The 15738-nt window shown below is 61.4% G+C and carries 16 protein-coding genes and 1 pseudogene; 9 read left to right on the forward strand and 8 right to left on the reverse strand.

Features of this window, described 5'->3' with window-relative positions:
- The 9 genes and pseudogenes from CDV49_RS11175 to CDV49_RS11215 all read left to right on the forward strand — a co-directional run.
- Positions 1-215, forward strand: a pseudogene (locus tag CDV49_RS11175) (lytic transglycosylase domain-containing protein); the annotation flags it as partial.
- The gene (locus CDV49_RS11180) at positions 212-982 is read left to right on the forward strand and encodes a type IV secretion system protein (RefSeq protein ID WP_035715021.1); all 771 of its coding nucleotides are present in this window, start codon (positions 212-214) and stop codon (positions 980-982) included. The pseudogene CDV49_RS11175 and the gene CDV49_RS11180, both read left to right, overlap by 4 nt.
- A 14-nt stretch (positions 983-996) precedes the next feature.
- A complete protein-coding gene (locus CDV49_RS11185) occupies positions 997-1644 on the forward strand; it encodes a virB8 family protein (RefSeq protein ID WP_035715064.1) in 648 nt (215 codons plus the stop codon).
- Entirely contained in the window at positions 1641-2366 is a 726-nt protein-coding gene (locus tag CDV49_RS11190; RefSeq protein WP_035715024.1) for a TrbG/VirB9 family P-type conjugative transfer protein, read from the forward strand. The genes CDV49_RS11185 and CDV49_RS11190 overlap by 4 nt, the downstream gene beginning before the upstream one ends.
- Complete coding sequence (locus CDV49_RS11195) at positions 2363-3676, forward strand: TrbI/VirB10 family protein (RefSeq protein WP_035715027.1); 1314 nt, start codon at positions 2363-2365, stop codon at positions 3674-3676. Before CDV49_RS11190 ends, CDV49_RS11195 begins: the two co-directional genes overlap by 4 nt.
- Positions 3676-4680 (forward strand): ATPase, T2SS/T4P/T4SS family, encoded by a 1005-nt coding sequence (locus CDV49_RS11200; protein WP_035715030.1) that lies wholly within the window; start codon positions 3676-3678, stop codon positions 4678-4680. The genes CDV49_RS11195 and CDV49_RS11200 overlap by 1 nt, the downstream gene beginning before the upstream one ends.
- Before the next feature lie 15 nt (positions 4681-4695).
- Complete coding sequence (locus CDV49_RS11205; RefSeq protein ID WP_088215552.1) at positions 4696-5109, forward strand: hypothetical protein; 414 nt, start codon at positions 4696-4698, stop codon at positions 5107-5109.
- Positions 5109-6134 (forward strand): type IV secretion system protein, encoded by a 1026-nt coding sequence (locus CDV49_RS11210; protein ID WP_035715035.1) that lies wholly within the window; start codon positions 5109-5111, stop codon positions 6132-6134. The genes CDV49_RS11205 and CDV49_RS11210 overlap by 1 nt, the downstream gene beginning before the upstream one ends.
- A gap of 53 nt (positions 6135-6187) precedes the next feature.
- Positions 6188-6529, forward strand: coding sequence for a single-stranded DNA-binding protein (locus CDV49_RS11215; RefSeq protein ID WP_035715038.1), 342 nt, complete (start codon positions 6188-6190; stop codon positions 6527-6529).
- Between the two features lie 296 nt (positions 6530-6825).
- Here CDV49_RS11215 and CDV49_RS11220 read toward each other — a convergent pair whose 3' ends face one another.
- From CDV49_RS11220 to CDV49_RS20490, 8 genes are all read right to left on the reverse strand, one after another.
- Positions 6826-7248, reverse strand: a complete 423-nt coding sequence (locus CDV49_RS11220) for a type II toxin-antitoxin system VapC family toxin (protein ID WP_198672404.1) — start codon at positions 7246-7248, stop codon at positions 6826-6828.
- The gene (locus tag CDV49_RS11225; protein ID WP_035715044.1) at positions 7248-7502 is read right to left on the reverse strand and encodes a type II toxin-antitoxin system Phd/YefM family antitoxin; all 255 of its coding nucleotides are present in this window, start codon (positions 7500-7502) and stop codon (positions 7248-7250) included. The genes CDV49_RS11220 and CDV49_RS11225 overlap by 1 nt, the downstream gene beginning before the upstream one ends.
- A gap of 26 nt (positions 7503-7528) precedes the next feature.
- Positions 7529-7747 carry a hypothetical protein gene (locus CDV49_RS11230; protein WP_035715047.1) on the reverse strand — a complete coding sequence of 73 codons (219 nt, stop codon included), beginning with the start codon at positions 7745-7747 and terminating at the stop codon, positions 7529-7531.
- A gap of 29 nt (positions 7748-7776) precedes the next feature.
- Positions 7777-9213 (reverse strand): GntP family permease, encoded by a 1437-nt coding sequence (locus tag CDV49_RS11235; RefSeq protein WP_084684278.1) that lies wholly within the window; start codon positions 9211-9213, stop codon positions 7777-7779.
- Between the two features lies 1 nt (position 9214).
- Positions 9215-10255 carry a patatin-like phospholipase family protein gene (locus CDV49_RS11240; RefSeq protein ID WP_035715050.1) on the reverse strand — a complete coding sequence of 347 codons (1041 nt, stop codon included), beginning with the start codon at positions 10253-10255 and terminating at the stop codon, positions 9215-9217.
- A 63-nt stretch (positions 10256-10318) separates the two neighbouring features.
- Positions 10319-10927, reverse strand: a complete 609-nt coding sequence (locus tag CDV49_RS11245) for an HdeD family acid-resistance protein (RefSeq protein WP_198143212.1) — start codon at positions 10925-10927, stop codon at positions 10319-10321.
- A 189-nt stretch (positions 10928-11116) separates the two neighbouring features.
- Positions 11117-12343 carry an IS256 family transposase gene (locus CDV49_RS11250; protein ID WP_088215553.1) on the reverse strand — a complete coding sequence of 409 codons (1227 nt, stop codon included), beginning with the start codon at positions 12341-12343 and terminating at the stop codon, positions 11117-11119.
- A 453-nt stretch (positions 12344-12796) separates the two neighbouring features.
- Positions 12797-15738: YobI family P-loop NTPase (locus CDV49_RS20490; protein ID WP_176408621.1), on the reverse strand; the 2942-nt coding region annotated here is incomplete at its 5' end.

A 15738-nucleotide genomic window follows, 5' to 3' on the forward strand; every position in this document is an offset into this window, starting at 1 on the left:
ATGACATAATTATCGTTATCGGAACGACAGAAGATCTGCAGGCGTCCATTGCCCTGAACACCTATGCGCGTGCCGAACTGGCCCGGATTGTCGCAATCCGCACAAGGCTCAAAGCAGCGCAGACCCAACCCCTGAGTGATGAACAGATCGCGCTGGCCGCCGCTCAGGCGGCCGAGCGGCGGTTCATGGATTTCCGATTGGAGGATTTGCGATGAGACAGTTTCTGATCAGCACAGCGCTCTGCTTTGGCCTCGCAGGCGGCGCCTCGGCCCAGGGCGTGCCCACGGTCGATACCCAGAACATCGCCCAGGAAATCCGTCAGCTGCAGCAGATGCTGGAGGATTTCGGGATCCAGAGCGACATTTTCGAGAACGCGCTGGAACAGCTGGATATGCTCCAGCAGCAGTTCGATCAGTTGCAGAGCATGTATGCTTCCCTCACCGGACCGCGCGAAATCCTCGGCCTGCTCATGGGCGGCGACCTCGATCAGCTTCTCGAGGCCAAGTTCGAAGACATCCCCGGCCTGATCCGCGGCATCCAGCAAGGCGACTGGAGCAATCTGCTCGGGGGCACCGCCGGGCCGATGCGCACCCAGATGCAACAGGCTCTGGCGAGTGCCGGTTTCGATGAAGATACCCTGCGTGAGATCGCCACCAGCGGCAATCCCGGTGCTGAGGGCATCGCGACACGGGCGACCACGGGCGCGGTACTGTCGGCCGCAGCACAGAACAGCCATGAGGAGGCTGCGCAGTCCTTGGCTCGGGTCGAGCGCCTCGTCGCAATGATCCCCGATATGGAGGATCTGAAGGCCTCGATGGACCATAACACCCGTGTCACGGCGGAGCTCGCGATCGCCATGACACGCATGTGGGAGTTGGAGGCAATCCAGACCATCGGCGCGGGCAACGCGGGCGTGGTCGATGCCGCGACCATCGCCGAGGAACGGCGCTACATGGATTTCACCATGCCGAGCCTCGAATGACGGCCGGTTCGAACATGGCCCTGCGCGAAGTCGTCGAGGAAGAGCTGGTTTACGGTGCGCTGCGCCGGGAGCGCCAGTGGCGGGTGATCGGTCTGTCCGGGGCTGGTTTCGGCGTTCTGGGCTGCCTCGCGGCTGCGGCGGTCGCGATCCTTGTCGAGCCGCCCCTGCCTGTGGTCGTGCCCTATGACCCGGAGAGCGGGCTCGCCTTGCCGAACGCGACTGTCCAAGCGGTGCGACTGTCTGAGCGCCCTGCGGTGATCGAGTCCCAGATCTATCGCTACATCCTGGATCGGGAGACCTACAATCAGCTCGACAACGACCTGCGCGTGAACCGGGTGCTGGCGCAATCCAGCGGTGCGGCCGAGGCCAGCATGCGCGCCATGTGGACCAGCGGCCACGAGAGTTTTCCTCCGACCCGCTACGGCGCCACATCCGAGATGGCGGTCGAGATCGCAAGCATCACCCTGATCGGCGAAAACCGCGCCCAGGTTCGCCTGCGCAAGCGCCTGACAAGCCCGCAGGGCGGTCAGGTCGGGCTCTTCACCGCAACGCTGATGTTCGAGTTCCGCCCGGAACACGCCCGCAGCATCGACGATGTCTGGCAGAACCCTTTCGGCTTCACCGTCACCCAATATGCCATCAGATCGGACCGGTCGGAATGAAGCTCGCCCTGCCCCGCCTACTCTTCCCTTCCCGGCTTCTTTCCGCATTCCTGATCGTTGCTGCTCTGCCAGCATTCGCCGAGACGACACCGCGCCCTGGCTCGCACGACAGCCGGGTCCGGGTTGCAACCTGGACCGAGGGACAAGTTTACCGTGTGGTCACCAATCTGACCCGTGTCACTTCGATCGAGTTCGGCGAGGGGGAAACCATCCGCTCGATCATCGCCGGTGACACAGCGGGGTTCCAGTTCGACGGCGTGCCCGGCGGCCGGGCCTTTGCCATCAAGCCCGTGGCGTCAAATGTCGCCACCAATATCACCGTCTATACAAACCGGCGCTCCTACTACTTCCATGTCGTCGAGGCGCGCGAGACCCCGCATTATGTCGTGCAGTTTCGCTATCCGGATGCCGCCGCGCCTGCCGTCAATGCCGTCGCCGCCGGCGCACCGAACAGCAATTATGCTGTGAGCAGCCAGACCGAGTTTACGCCAACCGCGGTCTGGGACGATGGCACCTTCACCTATTTCCGCTTCCCGCGTAATGCGCCGATCCCCGCGATCTTCCGCTGGACCGGCGGGCGGGAGAGAACTGTGAATTCCGTCGCGCAGGAAGAAGGCGTGATTCGGGTCTCCGGGGTTCACCGCCAGTGGGTGTTGCGCCTCGGCGAAGATGTCATCTGCATCCAGGATATGTCAGGCGCTGAAGGCGCGGCATCGTCATGAGCAGTGATCCTGACGACCTTGCCACCCGCCTCAAAGCCATAGAAGCCTCGACGGGAAAACGTAAAGCGCCCGCCCGCCCCTCTCTCTTTGCGGCCTTGCTCGGCAGCGCCGCTATTCTGATGATTGGTGGCTTGGGATGGTTGCTCCTACAGCCAAAGACCGAGCCCAGCTTGCCCACGGCGGCGGCTGAGGAGTTCCAAAGCAACGGGTCAGGCTTCGGCGAATTCCCCGCGACCCCGGCCCCAGAACCCGCTCCGGCGCCCGCGCCGGTTCCTGAAGGGCCAAGCGCTGCAGAGCTCGAGTTGCGAGAAACGCTCGGCAGATTGCAAGCGGAACTGGCCGAATTGCGTGCGCGTCCCGTAGAGACGGGCGATCCAGCCTCACAGGCAGCCATCGCGGATCTGACAGCACAACTGGCGGCACTGGACGCCTCGAACGCGGAAGCCCGCAGCGCTCTTGAGCGGCAGCTGGTCGAGCGGGACCGCGAGCTGGAGCGCATTCGCATGGATCTCGAGATCGCTCGGCTTGGAGCGCCCGGCACCGGCGAGGAAGATGCACGGCTCGCCGAGCTCGAGCGCAGGCGGGCCGCAGAGGCTGCGGCACGCGAGGCACGCATTACCTCCCCCATGCTGGCCTGGTCCGGCGTGGGTGGGGGAGCGAATGGAGAATCCGAGGTCGAGGCGGCACGTCTCAGCGCGGATGAGGCCTTCGTGCGGGGCGGCGCGGCGGCGGCGCCCGTGACCCGGGCCGAGATCATCGTGAACCCCGGCCACACCGTCGTGCAGGGCACGATGATCCAGGCGGTGCTGGAAACCGCCATGGACAGCACCCTGCCCGGCGTGATCCGGGCGGTCGTCTCGGAAGATGTGCATTCCTTCGATGGCACCCGCATTCTGATCCCGCGCGGTGCCCAGTTGATCGGGCGCTACCGCTCTGAGGTCTCGCTCGCGCAATCCCGGGTGATGGTTGGCTGGGATCGGATCATTCTGCCCGACAACCAGACGGTTCAGATCAGCGCCTTTGGCGGGGATGAACTCGGCCGCTCTGGCGTCACAGGCCATGTCGACAGCCGCTTTGGCACGCGGTTCGGATCGGCCGCGCTGATCTCCCTGATCGGCGCGGTCCCCGCCGCAGCCGCAGCGAGCATCGACGACGACACGACCTCGGATGCGGCAAGCGATGTGGCCACGGACCTTCGCGATACCAGCCGCAGTGTGATGCAGGACTATCTCTCGATCCGCCCGGTGATCCGTGTGCCGCAGGGCACCCGCATCACCGTCATGGTCGATCGCGATCTGGAGATCCTCTGATGCCGGCAAGCTACCTCGAAGCCTCGCTGGCACGGTTGGGGGATCCGATCCGCCGCCCTGATGTGATCGAGATATGCATCAACCCCGATGGCCGGGTCTGGGGCGAGTTCCAGGGCGATCACTTCATGCGAGACCTGGGTCAGCCGCTCACGCAGATCGAGATCAGGGACCTTGGCAACCAAATCGCCTCGGCGGCCAACACGACGCTCAGCAACCGCAAGCCCATCGTCTCGGTCAGCATCCTCTGGGGGGATCGACCGATCCGGGCTCAGGTCATCCAGCCGCCGGCCGTCGAAGGCGGGTTTTCCATCTCGCTGCGATTCTTCTCGACGCTCCCGCTCGAGCAGATCAGGCTTGGCTTCCTCTACGGCCGCGAACGTAGCCTTGAAGGTCTGCGCAAGGAACGCAACCTCGCGCTTCGGAAGGTGGTGGCCTCGGGCGAGATCGATGCGGCTCTACGCTTTTGTGTCGAAAACAAGCTGAACATGATCGTCTCTGGCGGCACCTCCACCGGCAAGACGGTCGCCGCCCGCAAGATCATCTCCCTCATCCCGGATGACGAGCGTATCCTGACCATCGAGGAAGCGGCCGAACTCAGGCCCGAGCAGCCGAATGTCGTGACGCTGATCTCGGACCGGGAATCCGACGCCCGCAGCGCCGATGCGCTCCTGACCTCGACCCTGCGCATGCGGCCGGATCGGATCGTTCTGGGCGAGGTGCGCGGGAAGGAGGCCATGACCTTCCTCGAAGCGATCAATACCGGCCATGGCGGATCTCTGACGACGCTTCACGCCGAGACACCGCAGCTCGCCGTCCGGCGCCTTGCCATTGCGGCCCTGAAGACGGACCTTCCGATGACCTATGCCGACATGATCACCTACATCGAAGGCTCGATCGACGTGATCATTCAGGCCGGCCGCCATGAGGGGGCCAGAGGCATCACCGAATTCTACTTGCCCGGCATTGGACTTGATGAGGTCCCCTCACGCCTTGCCTCCGAATGATGAAAGGAAACCCCCATGCGTGTCCTCGTTCTCACCGCTGCCATCTTCGCTGCCGCACTTCCGGCCATCGGGCAAACTCCCGTCACCAACGATCTGACACCCACGCTTGAGCCGCAACGGTACCGTATCTGCAACGACAGGCCCGAGCGCCCGGCATGGGTTGAAAATGTCTCTCCCCGCGAAGCCTACAAGGCGCTGACTGTGATGGCCCTCTATGAACTGCGCTCGTGGGAAACCATCGTGGCAAATGGCGATTGTTCCTGCGAAACACGTTTCCCGGATTGGACAGCTGCTGACGCGGAATATACCGAGCGCTTCGCTGACCTACCGCAGGCTGAGCACACACAGACCCAACGGGTATTGCGTCGCCCAGCCAACGACTTGCGCCATGCAGTTCAAGCTGTCTGCGAAGCGCAGGGCAACTGGTAATGGGTGTTGTCAGCTGGATGGTCGGTTCGGCCGATAGCTTCCTCGCCTCGGCTGCGGAATCGCAGTTTGGGGCTGTTGCGAGCAATATCGGCACGATCACCCTGCTGATGGTCACGCTTTCCCTGATCGGCCTCTGTATCAACATGGCCTTCCAATATCGCAGCATGGATGGCGCGACCTTCTTTTGGTACTTGCTGAAGCTGACCCTGATCGGGTTCTTCGCCTTCAACTGGACCCGCTTCAACGCGGTCGCAAATGCGGTGATCGGCGGTCTGGACTATATCGCAGGGGCGCTGGTCGCATCGGTCGGAGGCGGCGGTGCTGGCGCGACGCACTTTGCCGGTGAGTTCGACAATCTGATCGAACGGTTCTCGGCCTATCTCAATGCGATCGGCAGTAATCTGGGTTGGATGACGGGCGCGATCCTGGGCGGCATCGGCCTCATTCTGCTCAGCATCCTCGGCTTCATGACCGGGATCGTGCTGATCTTTGCCAAGATGATGCTCTCGCTGATGCTAGGCCTGGCGCCGGTGATGATCGCCCTGTCGCTGTTCGATGCGACCAAGGACTTCTTCCACCGTTGGGTTTCCACAACCGTCAGCTATGCGTTCTACCCGGTGGTGATCGCCGCGATGTTCTCGACTGTGGTGGGCATGGCAAACGCCCTCCTTGCGCAGGTCGGAGACCCGGAATCTGCCACCAATATCGGCTCGCTTATCCCCTTCTTCGTCATGATCTTCCTGGCGAAGGGCTTCGTTGCTGCAACGCCTCTGATCGTGCGCGGGCTGTCGGGGAACTTCATGGTGGTGGCGGGGCCGGCTGTTGCTGCCGGAACTGCAGCCATGACCCGTGGGATGCTGAACACCCGCGGCGTGCAGGCGCGCGAGCGAATGGGAAATCTCAGCACCGGCGAAATGGTCGGCCGCCAGATCGCCCAGAATGCGCCCGCCGTGAAATCTGCCGCTCTTGCCGCCGGCGGGCAAATCGTCCGGGTCGCAGAGCGGGCACGGAGGCTCGGGAAGTAGGCGCCCTTTCGAGGGCGAGCCTTCAATCCAGTATCGTAACGAGGAAAGATAAGATGTTGTACACCTTTGCGGAATTCCAGATTCAGGGCTATGTCGGCCGCAGAACCGAGCTTGGCGGCGGCAAGGTCCTGAAGGTCAGCATCGCCGCAACCGACAGCTGGAAGGACAAGGACAGCGGCGAGTTGCGCGAGCGCACTGACTGGAACACCGTCACCCTTTTTGAGCGCAACACGGCGGGTTTCGCCTGGCTGAAGGAGAACCTGAAGCCGGGGGATCTCGTCCATGTGAGGGGGCGGATTGGCGAGAGCAATTACGCCAAGGACGGACAGATCGTCTATGAAACCTCGCTGACGGCTGATCGGTTTGCGGTCGTTCCGGTCGGGAAGGATGGGTAAGGGTCGCACTGCCACGCGCCATCGCAACAGCCTTTTGCACCAGATGTACCTCGCTGGCTATTCGGGCCGCCAACCGCCACGCTGGCTGCGTCTGCTGCTGGCGGGCTCGTGCTGGCACCGGGCGTGGCTGCTCGGGCGATTGGGCTTCTTCGTTGAGAACGGGATAGGCTACGGACCTGCCAATCCCTATCCCGGTTACTTTTCGACCGAGAAGCGAGAGAAGGCGTCCCCTGAACAGGTGCAGTAGTGATCCGCGTCTGCCTCAAAGGCGTGTAACAGGGTCTTTCGGCTGTCAGTCACACTCTGACCCAAGGGTTAAGCAAGATCACCCCCGTGTCCTTGAAATCACCGGTGTTTCGGGTCACGACCGTGAAGCCATGGACCAGCCCCGTCGCCGCTATCAGTGCGTCCCGTTCTGATCTCGGATCAGGAACATGAAGGCCGGCGCAGCGCAGCGCCACGCTTGTATCTACCGGCAAAACCCGCTCCTGGAACTCCGGCAGGACCCGTTCTGCGAACCATGCCCGGAGCAAGGCTCCCTGCGCCGCATCGCGCCGCTCGATGCGGCGCACGCCGATATCCAGTTCCATCACGGTAATTGCAGAAATGAACAGTGCCGCGGCATCCTGACCGCTCAGCCAGGCGGTGACATTGGCATCGGCCCTGCCATCCCCCGCCTTGCGCAACTCGGAAATCACATTGGTGTCGAGCAGAAACATCAGGACAGATCGGCCGGTCGGGACATGATCTCAGTCTTGCGCGGCTCAAAGTCGATGTCCGACAGCCCCGGCACCGCAAGTGCATCGAGGATGTTGCGGCGCTGGCCGCTCATCTGCTGATATTGGGCAAAGCTCATAAGGACATGGGCCGGTCGGCCTCTGTCCGTGATGAACACGGGACCGTCAAGCGCCGCCCGTTTTGCGCGGGCCAGATCCTGGTTCAGTTCACGGCTGCTGATCGTATGAATCGTCATCGCGGCCTCCGATTGTGGTTACGTTACTACATGTGAAACCTGCGACGAAAGTCAAGGCTGGGGATCTTGGCGATCAGTCTTCTGCGGATGAGCATGACCACATAAGAGATCATCAACCCCAGCACCATTGGCACCAGAACGCCCGAGGCGATGTGGAAGAACCACCCCAGCATCAGCGCCAGCATGACGCCCAGCGTGATGTTCAAAAGGGCCGGTGGTGCGGCGGTCGGCGTGGGCTGTGTCATGACGATCCCGAAGCTCTGTCCCTATCGGGTTAGAAGGAACCGAAGGCTGTGCCAAGCACGATCACGGCCACAAGGGCAACAAGCGCGCTGACAATGGCGGCCATGACGATGTCCAGATAGCTTTCGCGATGCGTGCAGCCACAGACCGCAAGCATCGTGACCACCGCGCCATTATGCGGCAAGCTGTCCAGCGTACCCGAGGCGATCACGGCCACCCGGTGCATCAGCGCAGGGTCCAGCCCTGTGTCTGACGCGATCTGCATGAAGGTGGGGCCAAGGGCCTGCAGCGCAATGGTCATCCCGCCCGAAGCCGATCCGGTCAACGCGGCAAGGATGTTCGTCGCTACCGCCAGTGACACGAGCGGCCCGCCTCCGATGCCCAGAACCCAGTCCCGCACCATCTCGAACGCAGGCAGGGCCGCCACGACCGCGCCGAACCCCACAAGGCTTGCCACGCTCATGATCGGAAGTACTGCGGCCGTCGCGCCCGAGTCGATGCTTTCGCGCAGATTGCGAAAGCGGCGCCGGTTCATGGCAACCAGCACGATGCAGGCGACCAGAAGCGCAAGCGCCACCGACCAGACCCCGCCGACAGCCGACAGGGTGGTTTCGCCCCATGCGGGCTGCGAGAGGAAGTCGAAATCCATGCTGGGCAGCACGAACTGCGTCAGGATCAGGTTGACCACGACAACCAGAACCAGCGGCAGAATGGCCAGGCCGATCGGTGGCCGCCCGCCCCAGGATCCGGCGCGGCTGATCTCGGCAGGGTCAAACTCGCGTGCGGTGCTGGCCAGCTCGCGCGAGACGGCGGAGCCTTTTTCGGCCGCGCCATAACCCTCGCCCCGCGCCTTGGCCTGACGTTCGCGGAAGGAAAGCCAGCCCAGGCCGATGGCCGCCATGATGATGCTGGCTATGATGCCAAGCCCAGGTGCGGCAAAGGGGGTGGTACCAAAGAACGGCATCGGAATCGCGTTCTGGATCGCAGGCGTTCCCGGCATGGCCGACATGGTGAAGGTCGAGGTTCCAAGCGCGAGTGCCGCCGGAAGCAGCCTGCGCGGCACGCTTCCCGCCTTGAACAGCGCCTGCCCCATTGGCGCCAGAACGAAGAACGCCACAAACAGGCTGACACCGCCATAGGTGACCATCGCGCCCGCAGCCACCACGGCAAGGATCGCCCGCGAGGGGCCGAGCCGGCGCGTCATGTAATCGGCGATCGCTGAAACCGATCCGCTGTCGTCCATCAGCTTGCCGAACAATGCGCCCAGCAGGAAAAGCGGAAAGAACTGCGCCACAAACCCCGCCGCCGCAGGCATGAAGGTCTGCGTCCAGTGCGCCAGCATCGGCTGACCGGAAAAAAGCGCCGCCACCGCAGCAGCCAAAGGCGCCAGCAGCAGGATTGTCCAACTGCGGAACGCAAGCACCATGATCAGGGCAAGGCCCAACAGAATACCCAGCAGACCCAGCATGTCAGAGCTCGTCCGCCAGCGCGTCGATATCGAAGGTCGAACGCACCCCGATGTCCTGAATATGGGTGCGGCCGAAATCCTCGGCGGCGCGGCGCCCTTCGTCGAAGAGCATCTTCAGGAAGTCCCATTCGGCATTCAGCTTCGAGGAATGTCCAAGGTCCACCATGATGTCCGAGGTGATGCGATGCAGGCGCATCTCTTTCCAGTACCGCGCCTCGCCATTGCCGGGGTCGATGACACGGCGCAGCAGCGCCATCATCCGCAACTCTTTCAGTAGCTGGGCGTTGAAAGAGATCTCGTTCAGGCGGCTTGCGATCTCGCGCGCGGTGCGCGGCGTCTCGCGCCGCTCGACCGGGTTGATCTGCACCAGAACGGTATCGAGGCTTTCACATTCACGCACGAGCGGCGTCATCGTCGGGTTGCCCGCATAGCCGCCGTCCCAATAGGGCACGCCGTCGATCTCGATGGCCTGGAACATCGATGGCAGGCAGGCCGAGGCGAGCAGCACATCGGCCGTCACCTCATGCTTGCGGAACACCCTGCCTTGCCCGGTGTGCACATTGGTTGCCGTGATGAACAGCTTGACCGGCCCGGTCGCCAGCGCGTCGAAATCGATCAGGTCTGTCAGGATGTCGCGCAGCGGGTTCCCTGCCGCCCCACCCAGCGAATAGGGCGAGATCAGCCGCGCCATCAGATCCATGGCGATGAAGGCGGGCGAGTTGTCCAGCGTCCATTTGCCCGTCAGGACCTCCAGCGGCCCGCGCTTGAACGGGCTGAAGCGCGCGGCATCGGCCGTCCGGCGCCAGAAGGCGGTCAGCATCTCACGCGCGGTCTGCCGCCCGCCGGTGGCCATGCCGGCCGCCAGGATTGCCGCGTTCATGGCGCCGGCCGAGGTGCCGGAAATGCCATCGATCTCGAACCAGTCTTCCTCGAGGATGCGGTCCAGAACGCCCCATGTAAACGCCCCATGCGAACCGCCCCCCTGCAAGGCGAGGTCGATGGGAAGGGTTTTTCGCGTCTGCGATTTCGGGTTGCTGGCCATTTCGGCGCCTTTCAGTCAATTCATTGCAAGAAAATGGCGCCCGAAGCCGGGCGCCCTAGGGGATCAGGCGGCGGGCACCGCTTGCCCGCGAAGCCTCCACGCCATCGCACCAAGGGCCGCGCCAATGGCGATGAGGTCGAGCCCCAGCATCAGCCCGATCAGCCACAGCGCAGTGACCGGCATCGCGGCAAAAAGCACAAGCGACAGCACGACCGAGAGCACCCCGCTGGCAAAAACCCAAAGCCAGTTGGGCAAGGGACGGATCGTCAATGCGAAGACAACCTTCGACATCCCCTCGATCATGAAGAAGATGATCAGCAGAAGCGACAGCAGCAGCATCCCCTGCGCGATGTTGCGCAAGAGCAGAATGCCCAGCAACACACCAAGTATGGCCGAGATGATCTGCAGCCAGAAGTTCGGCGCATGGCGTGCGCTGATCAGGCCGATGGCCTGAATGATGCCGCTGGCGATCAGCAGCCAGCCGAACACCACGACGGCAGCAGCCGAAGAAAAGGCCGGGAAGACGATGGCGACGATCCCCGCGACGACCAGCAGCGCCGCCTGTACCAGGTGGAAGGTCGAATGGCGGCGCACCGCATCGCGCGCGGCTTCGCGGTAGGTCTGTGCAGCGGCGGCAAGACTGATCGGCATGGCATTGACTTCCTTGTTCAACAGGGTGCTTCCCGCCGGGCAGCGGGTGTTGCCTTCCCCGACCCGCAGGGCCGGATATGGATCAAAATTGGCACAGGACCGTGAAGCCCATGCCAGACAATCAATTTTTCATCGCCATGATGCGGTCGTGTCGCGAATGTGGTGGAAATTGGCGAGCAGCGCGCTCCGAGCATGTAACGTTGGCTCCGGTCAGGCCGCGAGGTCAAGAGACATCGGCACGAGAGGCTGAGAAAGGGTTTCCCAGCCATCGACTTTTCGCATCTGGATCTGCCCTGACGCCAGGAGCGCCCAGAGCAGCATCGGCACGGTTTCAGCGCAGGGCAGCACGGTCTGGGTCTTGATGCGGCGGCGGAACTCCTCGTTCAGACGCTCAATGGCGTTGGTGGTCCGTGCGGATTTCCATTGCGACGGATCGAGGCGGGTGAAGCTGAAGAGGCGATCGCCGGCCTCCTCAAGGCTATCGGCCACGGCCCGGCACTTGAGCTTCCACTTGCGGAGGAAGGCCTTGCGGCGCGTCTCGATCTCGGCGGCGCTGTCGGCGTAGATCATGTCGCGGTAGTCTTCGCTCAGCTCGTCATGCAGGCGCTTGGGCGCGTGGCCAAGCAGGTTGCGGTGCTTGTGAACCGTGCAGCGCTGGATGGGCAGGTCCCCGCCCCAGAGCGCCACAAGCGCGGCTTCAAGGCCGGGGGCGCCGTCAACGATTACGAACTCGGGCCGCCTGAGGCCCCGCGCGTCCAGGTCGGCAAGGAAGCTGCCCCAGGCAGCCGTGCTTTCGCCGCCCATGTTCCTGATCGAGAGGAGCACCTTTTGTCCGTCGCGGCGGATGCCGATCGCCGCCAGCACCGAGATGTTGGTGGCCTTGCGGTCCAGCCGGGTCTTGATGACGGTGCCGTCGAGGATGAGCCGCACGATATCCTCCTCGGCCAGGTCGCGGGTGGACCAGGCGTCCCAGTCGACCTTCACCTTGCGCCAGGCCCGGCTGACCACGTCCTTGCTCACCGCCCCCTCGAACAGTCCGAACAGCGCCCGCTTGACCCGGCGCGTGTTGGTGCCGGCCAGGTAGACCGCCGCGATCAGGGCCTCGGCCTTCTTCGTCAGCCGCCTGTAGCGGGGCAGTGCCTTCGATCGCCATTCGGTGATCTTGCCGGCTTCGTTCTCGATCCGAGCACGAGGAACCCGCACCGTCTCGGTGCCGAATGTGCCGGTCAGCTGCCGATCGCGGTGCCCGTGGCGGTAGCCCCTGGCCCGCTCATTGCCGCGGCCGTAACGAAGCCAACCAAGAAAGGCGGCAAGTTCCTCTTCGAACATGGCTTCAATGGTGGCCCGGACATTCGCCCGCAGGCGATCCTCGATCGGATCATACCCGCCTGCGTCGGGCAGCGGCGAAAAGGACGAGCTATCGGTATTCTGCTTCATGGCGTGATCTCCCTGGCGGTTGCCGCCGCCGGTTGGGTGGGTGTTGGTTCACCCGGAGATTACGCCGCCAGACAATTTCTACCACTTCCGAGACACGACCGAGCGGGAAGGGCGGAAAGCTGTCTTGTGGCGGTGCGGCACCGCCATCGCAGCGACAGCCAGACAGCGGACACTCATACGGGCTGCCATGGTCAACCGGGCTGAAACCGCCTGACGGGCGGAAAGCGGCCTGTCGGCAATTCCGCGTGATGACAGCTGCCACTCTGGCACAGAGCATGCTCAAACGGGGCGAAGCAACGCCCTGCCCGACGCTCCGAGCAGGCGGCAAGCCGCCTGGCAACGGTGGAGGTCTTCAGCCTATCAGGATTTGAGCCCGCCACCTGCTATCCGCTAATCTATCTCGGCGAGGTGCCGAGAACGACCTGCTTGGGAAACTGCGATGAACGATCCTACTCACTTCCTGAACATACTCATGCGAATGTCGTCATCGAACAAGGTGCCTTTCCGCCACGATGAGATGAAGCCCCGATCCTTCAACCATGTAACGAACTCGAGGTTCACTTCGCTGCCTTCAATCTTCGGCGTTGAGAAACCCGGTTTGATGTCGGGAAGTGGATCAGGCAGTGAACGCAGGATATCTCTCACTTGCTGATCATCGAACATCCTTTGAAGCATGTTGAACAAAGTTATCTGTGTGGAAAGAGGCTGGGAGTTGACGATGACCGCACGTGCGGCGTCGACTCCGAGGTTGTCGATCTTCACGCCAGTTCGAGCGAGTATTCTGCCAACGATGGCCGCGCGGGACGATATGTCAGCCAGCAGGCTAAGATCCATCTTTTGAATTATCTTCAGCCTGTTTTCATCGCCAATGTCCGCTTCCAACAGATTCTGCCGGAAGTCGTCGGCTAGATCGCACTCGCCTTCAGCCTCGAAGAACTCTGCAATGTTCCTTGTTACGAATGCGATGCCTAATGTTGGATCGTCGCTGAGATGCAAAAGGTTGGTCGCGGAGAAGGTTATGGTATTCTGCTCGACCAGTATCTTGGTCTTTGCTGCACTGAGCTGCTGCGGGAAGACTTTGAACCGTCTCGGAAGCACTTTGACATAGGCCGAATATGTTTCCTCGCTCAATGCGTCGTTCTCTAGGATGAACTTGCGCAATGGTGCCGCCCGATCTCCGTCCGGAACTTGGTGGTCGGCAAGCGCACGCAAGGTGGCCGGTCTGTTCAAGAACGACGTGAGTACTTCCGCATCGTAGTTGCTGCTGCCAATAAACGCTAAGCAGTTTACCCAAGTCGCCTCGATCTTTGCTATCCGAAAAAGCGTGGCGTGGAGACCATCGGGGACTTGATCCAAGGTTGGGACCGATGTCGACTGCATCTCGAGGAATTCTGCAATGGATTCAACTTCCACGTCGGCCCGGCCGATGACGCGTTGAATGGTCGAAATGCTCTCACGGCAATTGTTCGGCAGACGAAGCAGGACGTTCCGAAGATACTCGCCGAAACGGCCATCGATCTTGGCTAGAAGCGGCGCGCTTCCGGACTCGAGTACCAACGTGTAGTTTTGCTCGCCTGACCGATCAACTTCCCTGATACCGAGGACGACTCGGAATATGAAATTCAGGTTGTCGATGGAAAGCTCATAGAGACCGCCGTCGAACAGGACCCTTATGACGCCCGGGTAAGCCTCCACGGCGGCTAGGTCGGTCGCTTCGACGTCGAGCGGTTGCAGTCGTTCGGCTGGGACATCGACCCCCTGCGCCAAGATGTCAGCCAACCTCTCTGAGACGAAGTTTGATATGGCCGGGTGCCTGCCGGCAAGACCCTTCAGGTCCGCATTCGACATGTGGCTCATGATGTGCGCAACATGCATCAGGTTTGCGGGACTGGTCAGTGCCGCCGCGACGAACCCAGGCCACGTCCTCGCCATTCCAGAAATGAGAGCCGCGACCGCCGTGCCTCTGGCGTAGTAGCTTGACAGGAATGTCTCGCAGCCCGCGAAATCGGTCGCGATGAAGTTGAGCAGACGCTTTTTCTGCATCCCATACGAAGAGGGATCCGCAAGCAGGCAGTCGACGATCGTCACGTTGAGAACGTAGGTTCGGCTGAAATCCTCGTCGCGCATCGCGGCGATGACCTCCTTCGGATTGTCTATCTGAAAGTTGGGATCTGGAGTTCTAAAACCGCGAATGTGGATCAGAAACTTGTTATCGCTGGGAGATAGACGCCCTGAATGGAAAAGGGATGTGTACTGGTAGTACGTGTCATCCAGATAACCCTCCAGAACCAAGAAGCGAGCCAGATCGGCGCCGTCTCCAAATTCGTCGAACAGCCCATCGACTTCATCTGAATTTTCTCGAATGACTTCGTTGAATTTAGTCATTCGCAAGTTGCCTAATTTGGCCCTCAGTTCGCGAATTTGCTTGAGTGAAGAGTCTCTAAATTCCGCAGACTTCTTTTCAACGTCCTCTTTGCGCTGTTGGAAGGTTCTATGGGGATCAACCTTCGCCTGTAAATTGCCTACTTGGAGGTGATGCTGGTGACCGTGTATTGAAGTGGTTAACAGTTGGCTCGCTCCCATTATTGCTTCAAGACGCTCATCGTTAGCAAGGTTGCTCAGAGAAATCATGGCACTATGATTGAGGCCAACACGGCTGTGTCCCTCGGGAACCATCTCTACGATGGCCATCGCATAGCTCCGGCGCAACTCGGTCAGATCGTTCGGCAGCTGCTTTTCACCTTGATCGACAAGCGTCTCGAGGCGAGATATCTCGACTTTGCATCGGGACTCGCTCGTCGCGATGTATCGATCATGACTTCGAAGAACCCCTGCCAGATGCCCCTTTCCGCGATGAAGGTTCTCGAAATCGCTTGGGAACACGTTCTTGTATATCAAGACCGCCAACAGCTTGTTGACGTCTAGGCTGGTTTCGTTCTCGGTTTCGAGATTGGCGACGTAGATAGCATACTCATTAAAAATATTCTGTATGAGCCTGAGGTCGTTCAGATATCGCGAAACCTCCCGCAGGAACCGCTGATCGAACCTATCGTCCAGGGAGAGCCGCTTGCCCTGCTCCAGCAATTTGTCGATAGAATTCGAGCTATTGATGATAGGGATGACTGGAATAATGAATTCGAAGAACTTGGTCCTATCCGTGTTCACGAACATATCGTCGCGAAGGGCGTAGAGAAACCGGATGTGTCGCTTGCCGCGCAGATTGGCGTTCACCAGGCTATTGATTTCACGCAGCGTGACGAATATTTCAGCGTTGTTAAATCTATCTAAGTCCTCGATGACGACAAGATCATATTGCGTAGACTGGAAGAAGTATATGATCTCGTCTAAATGGCGATTAAGGGTAAGCGGCGTCTGAACCCACATTTCCCAAGTAA

It is taken from the genome of Haematobacter genomosp. 1, assembly GCF_002196855.1.
Lineage (GTDB): Bacteria > Pseudomonadota > Alphaproteobacteria > Rhodobacterales > Rhodobacteraceae > Haematobacter.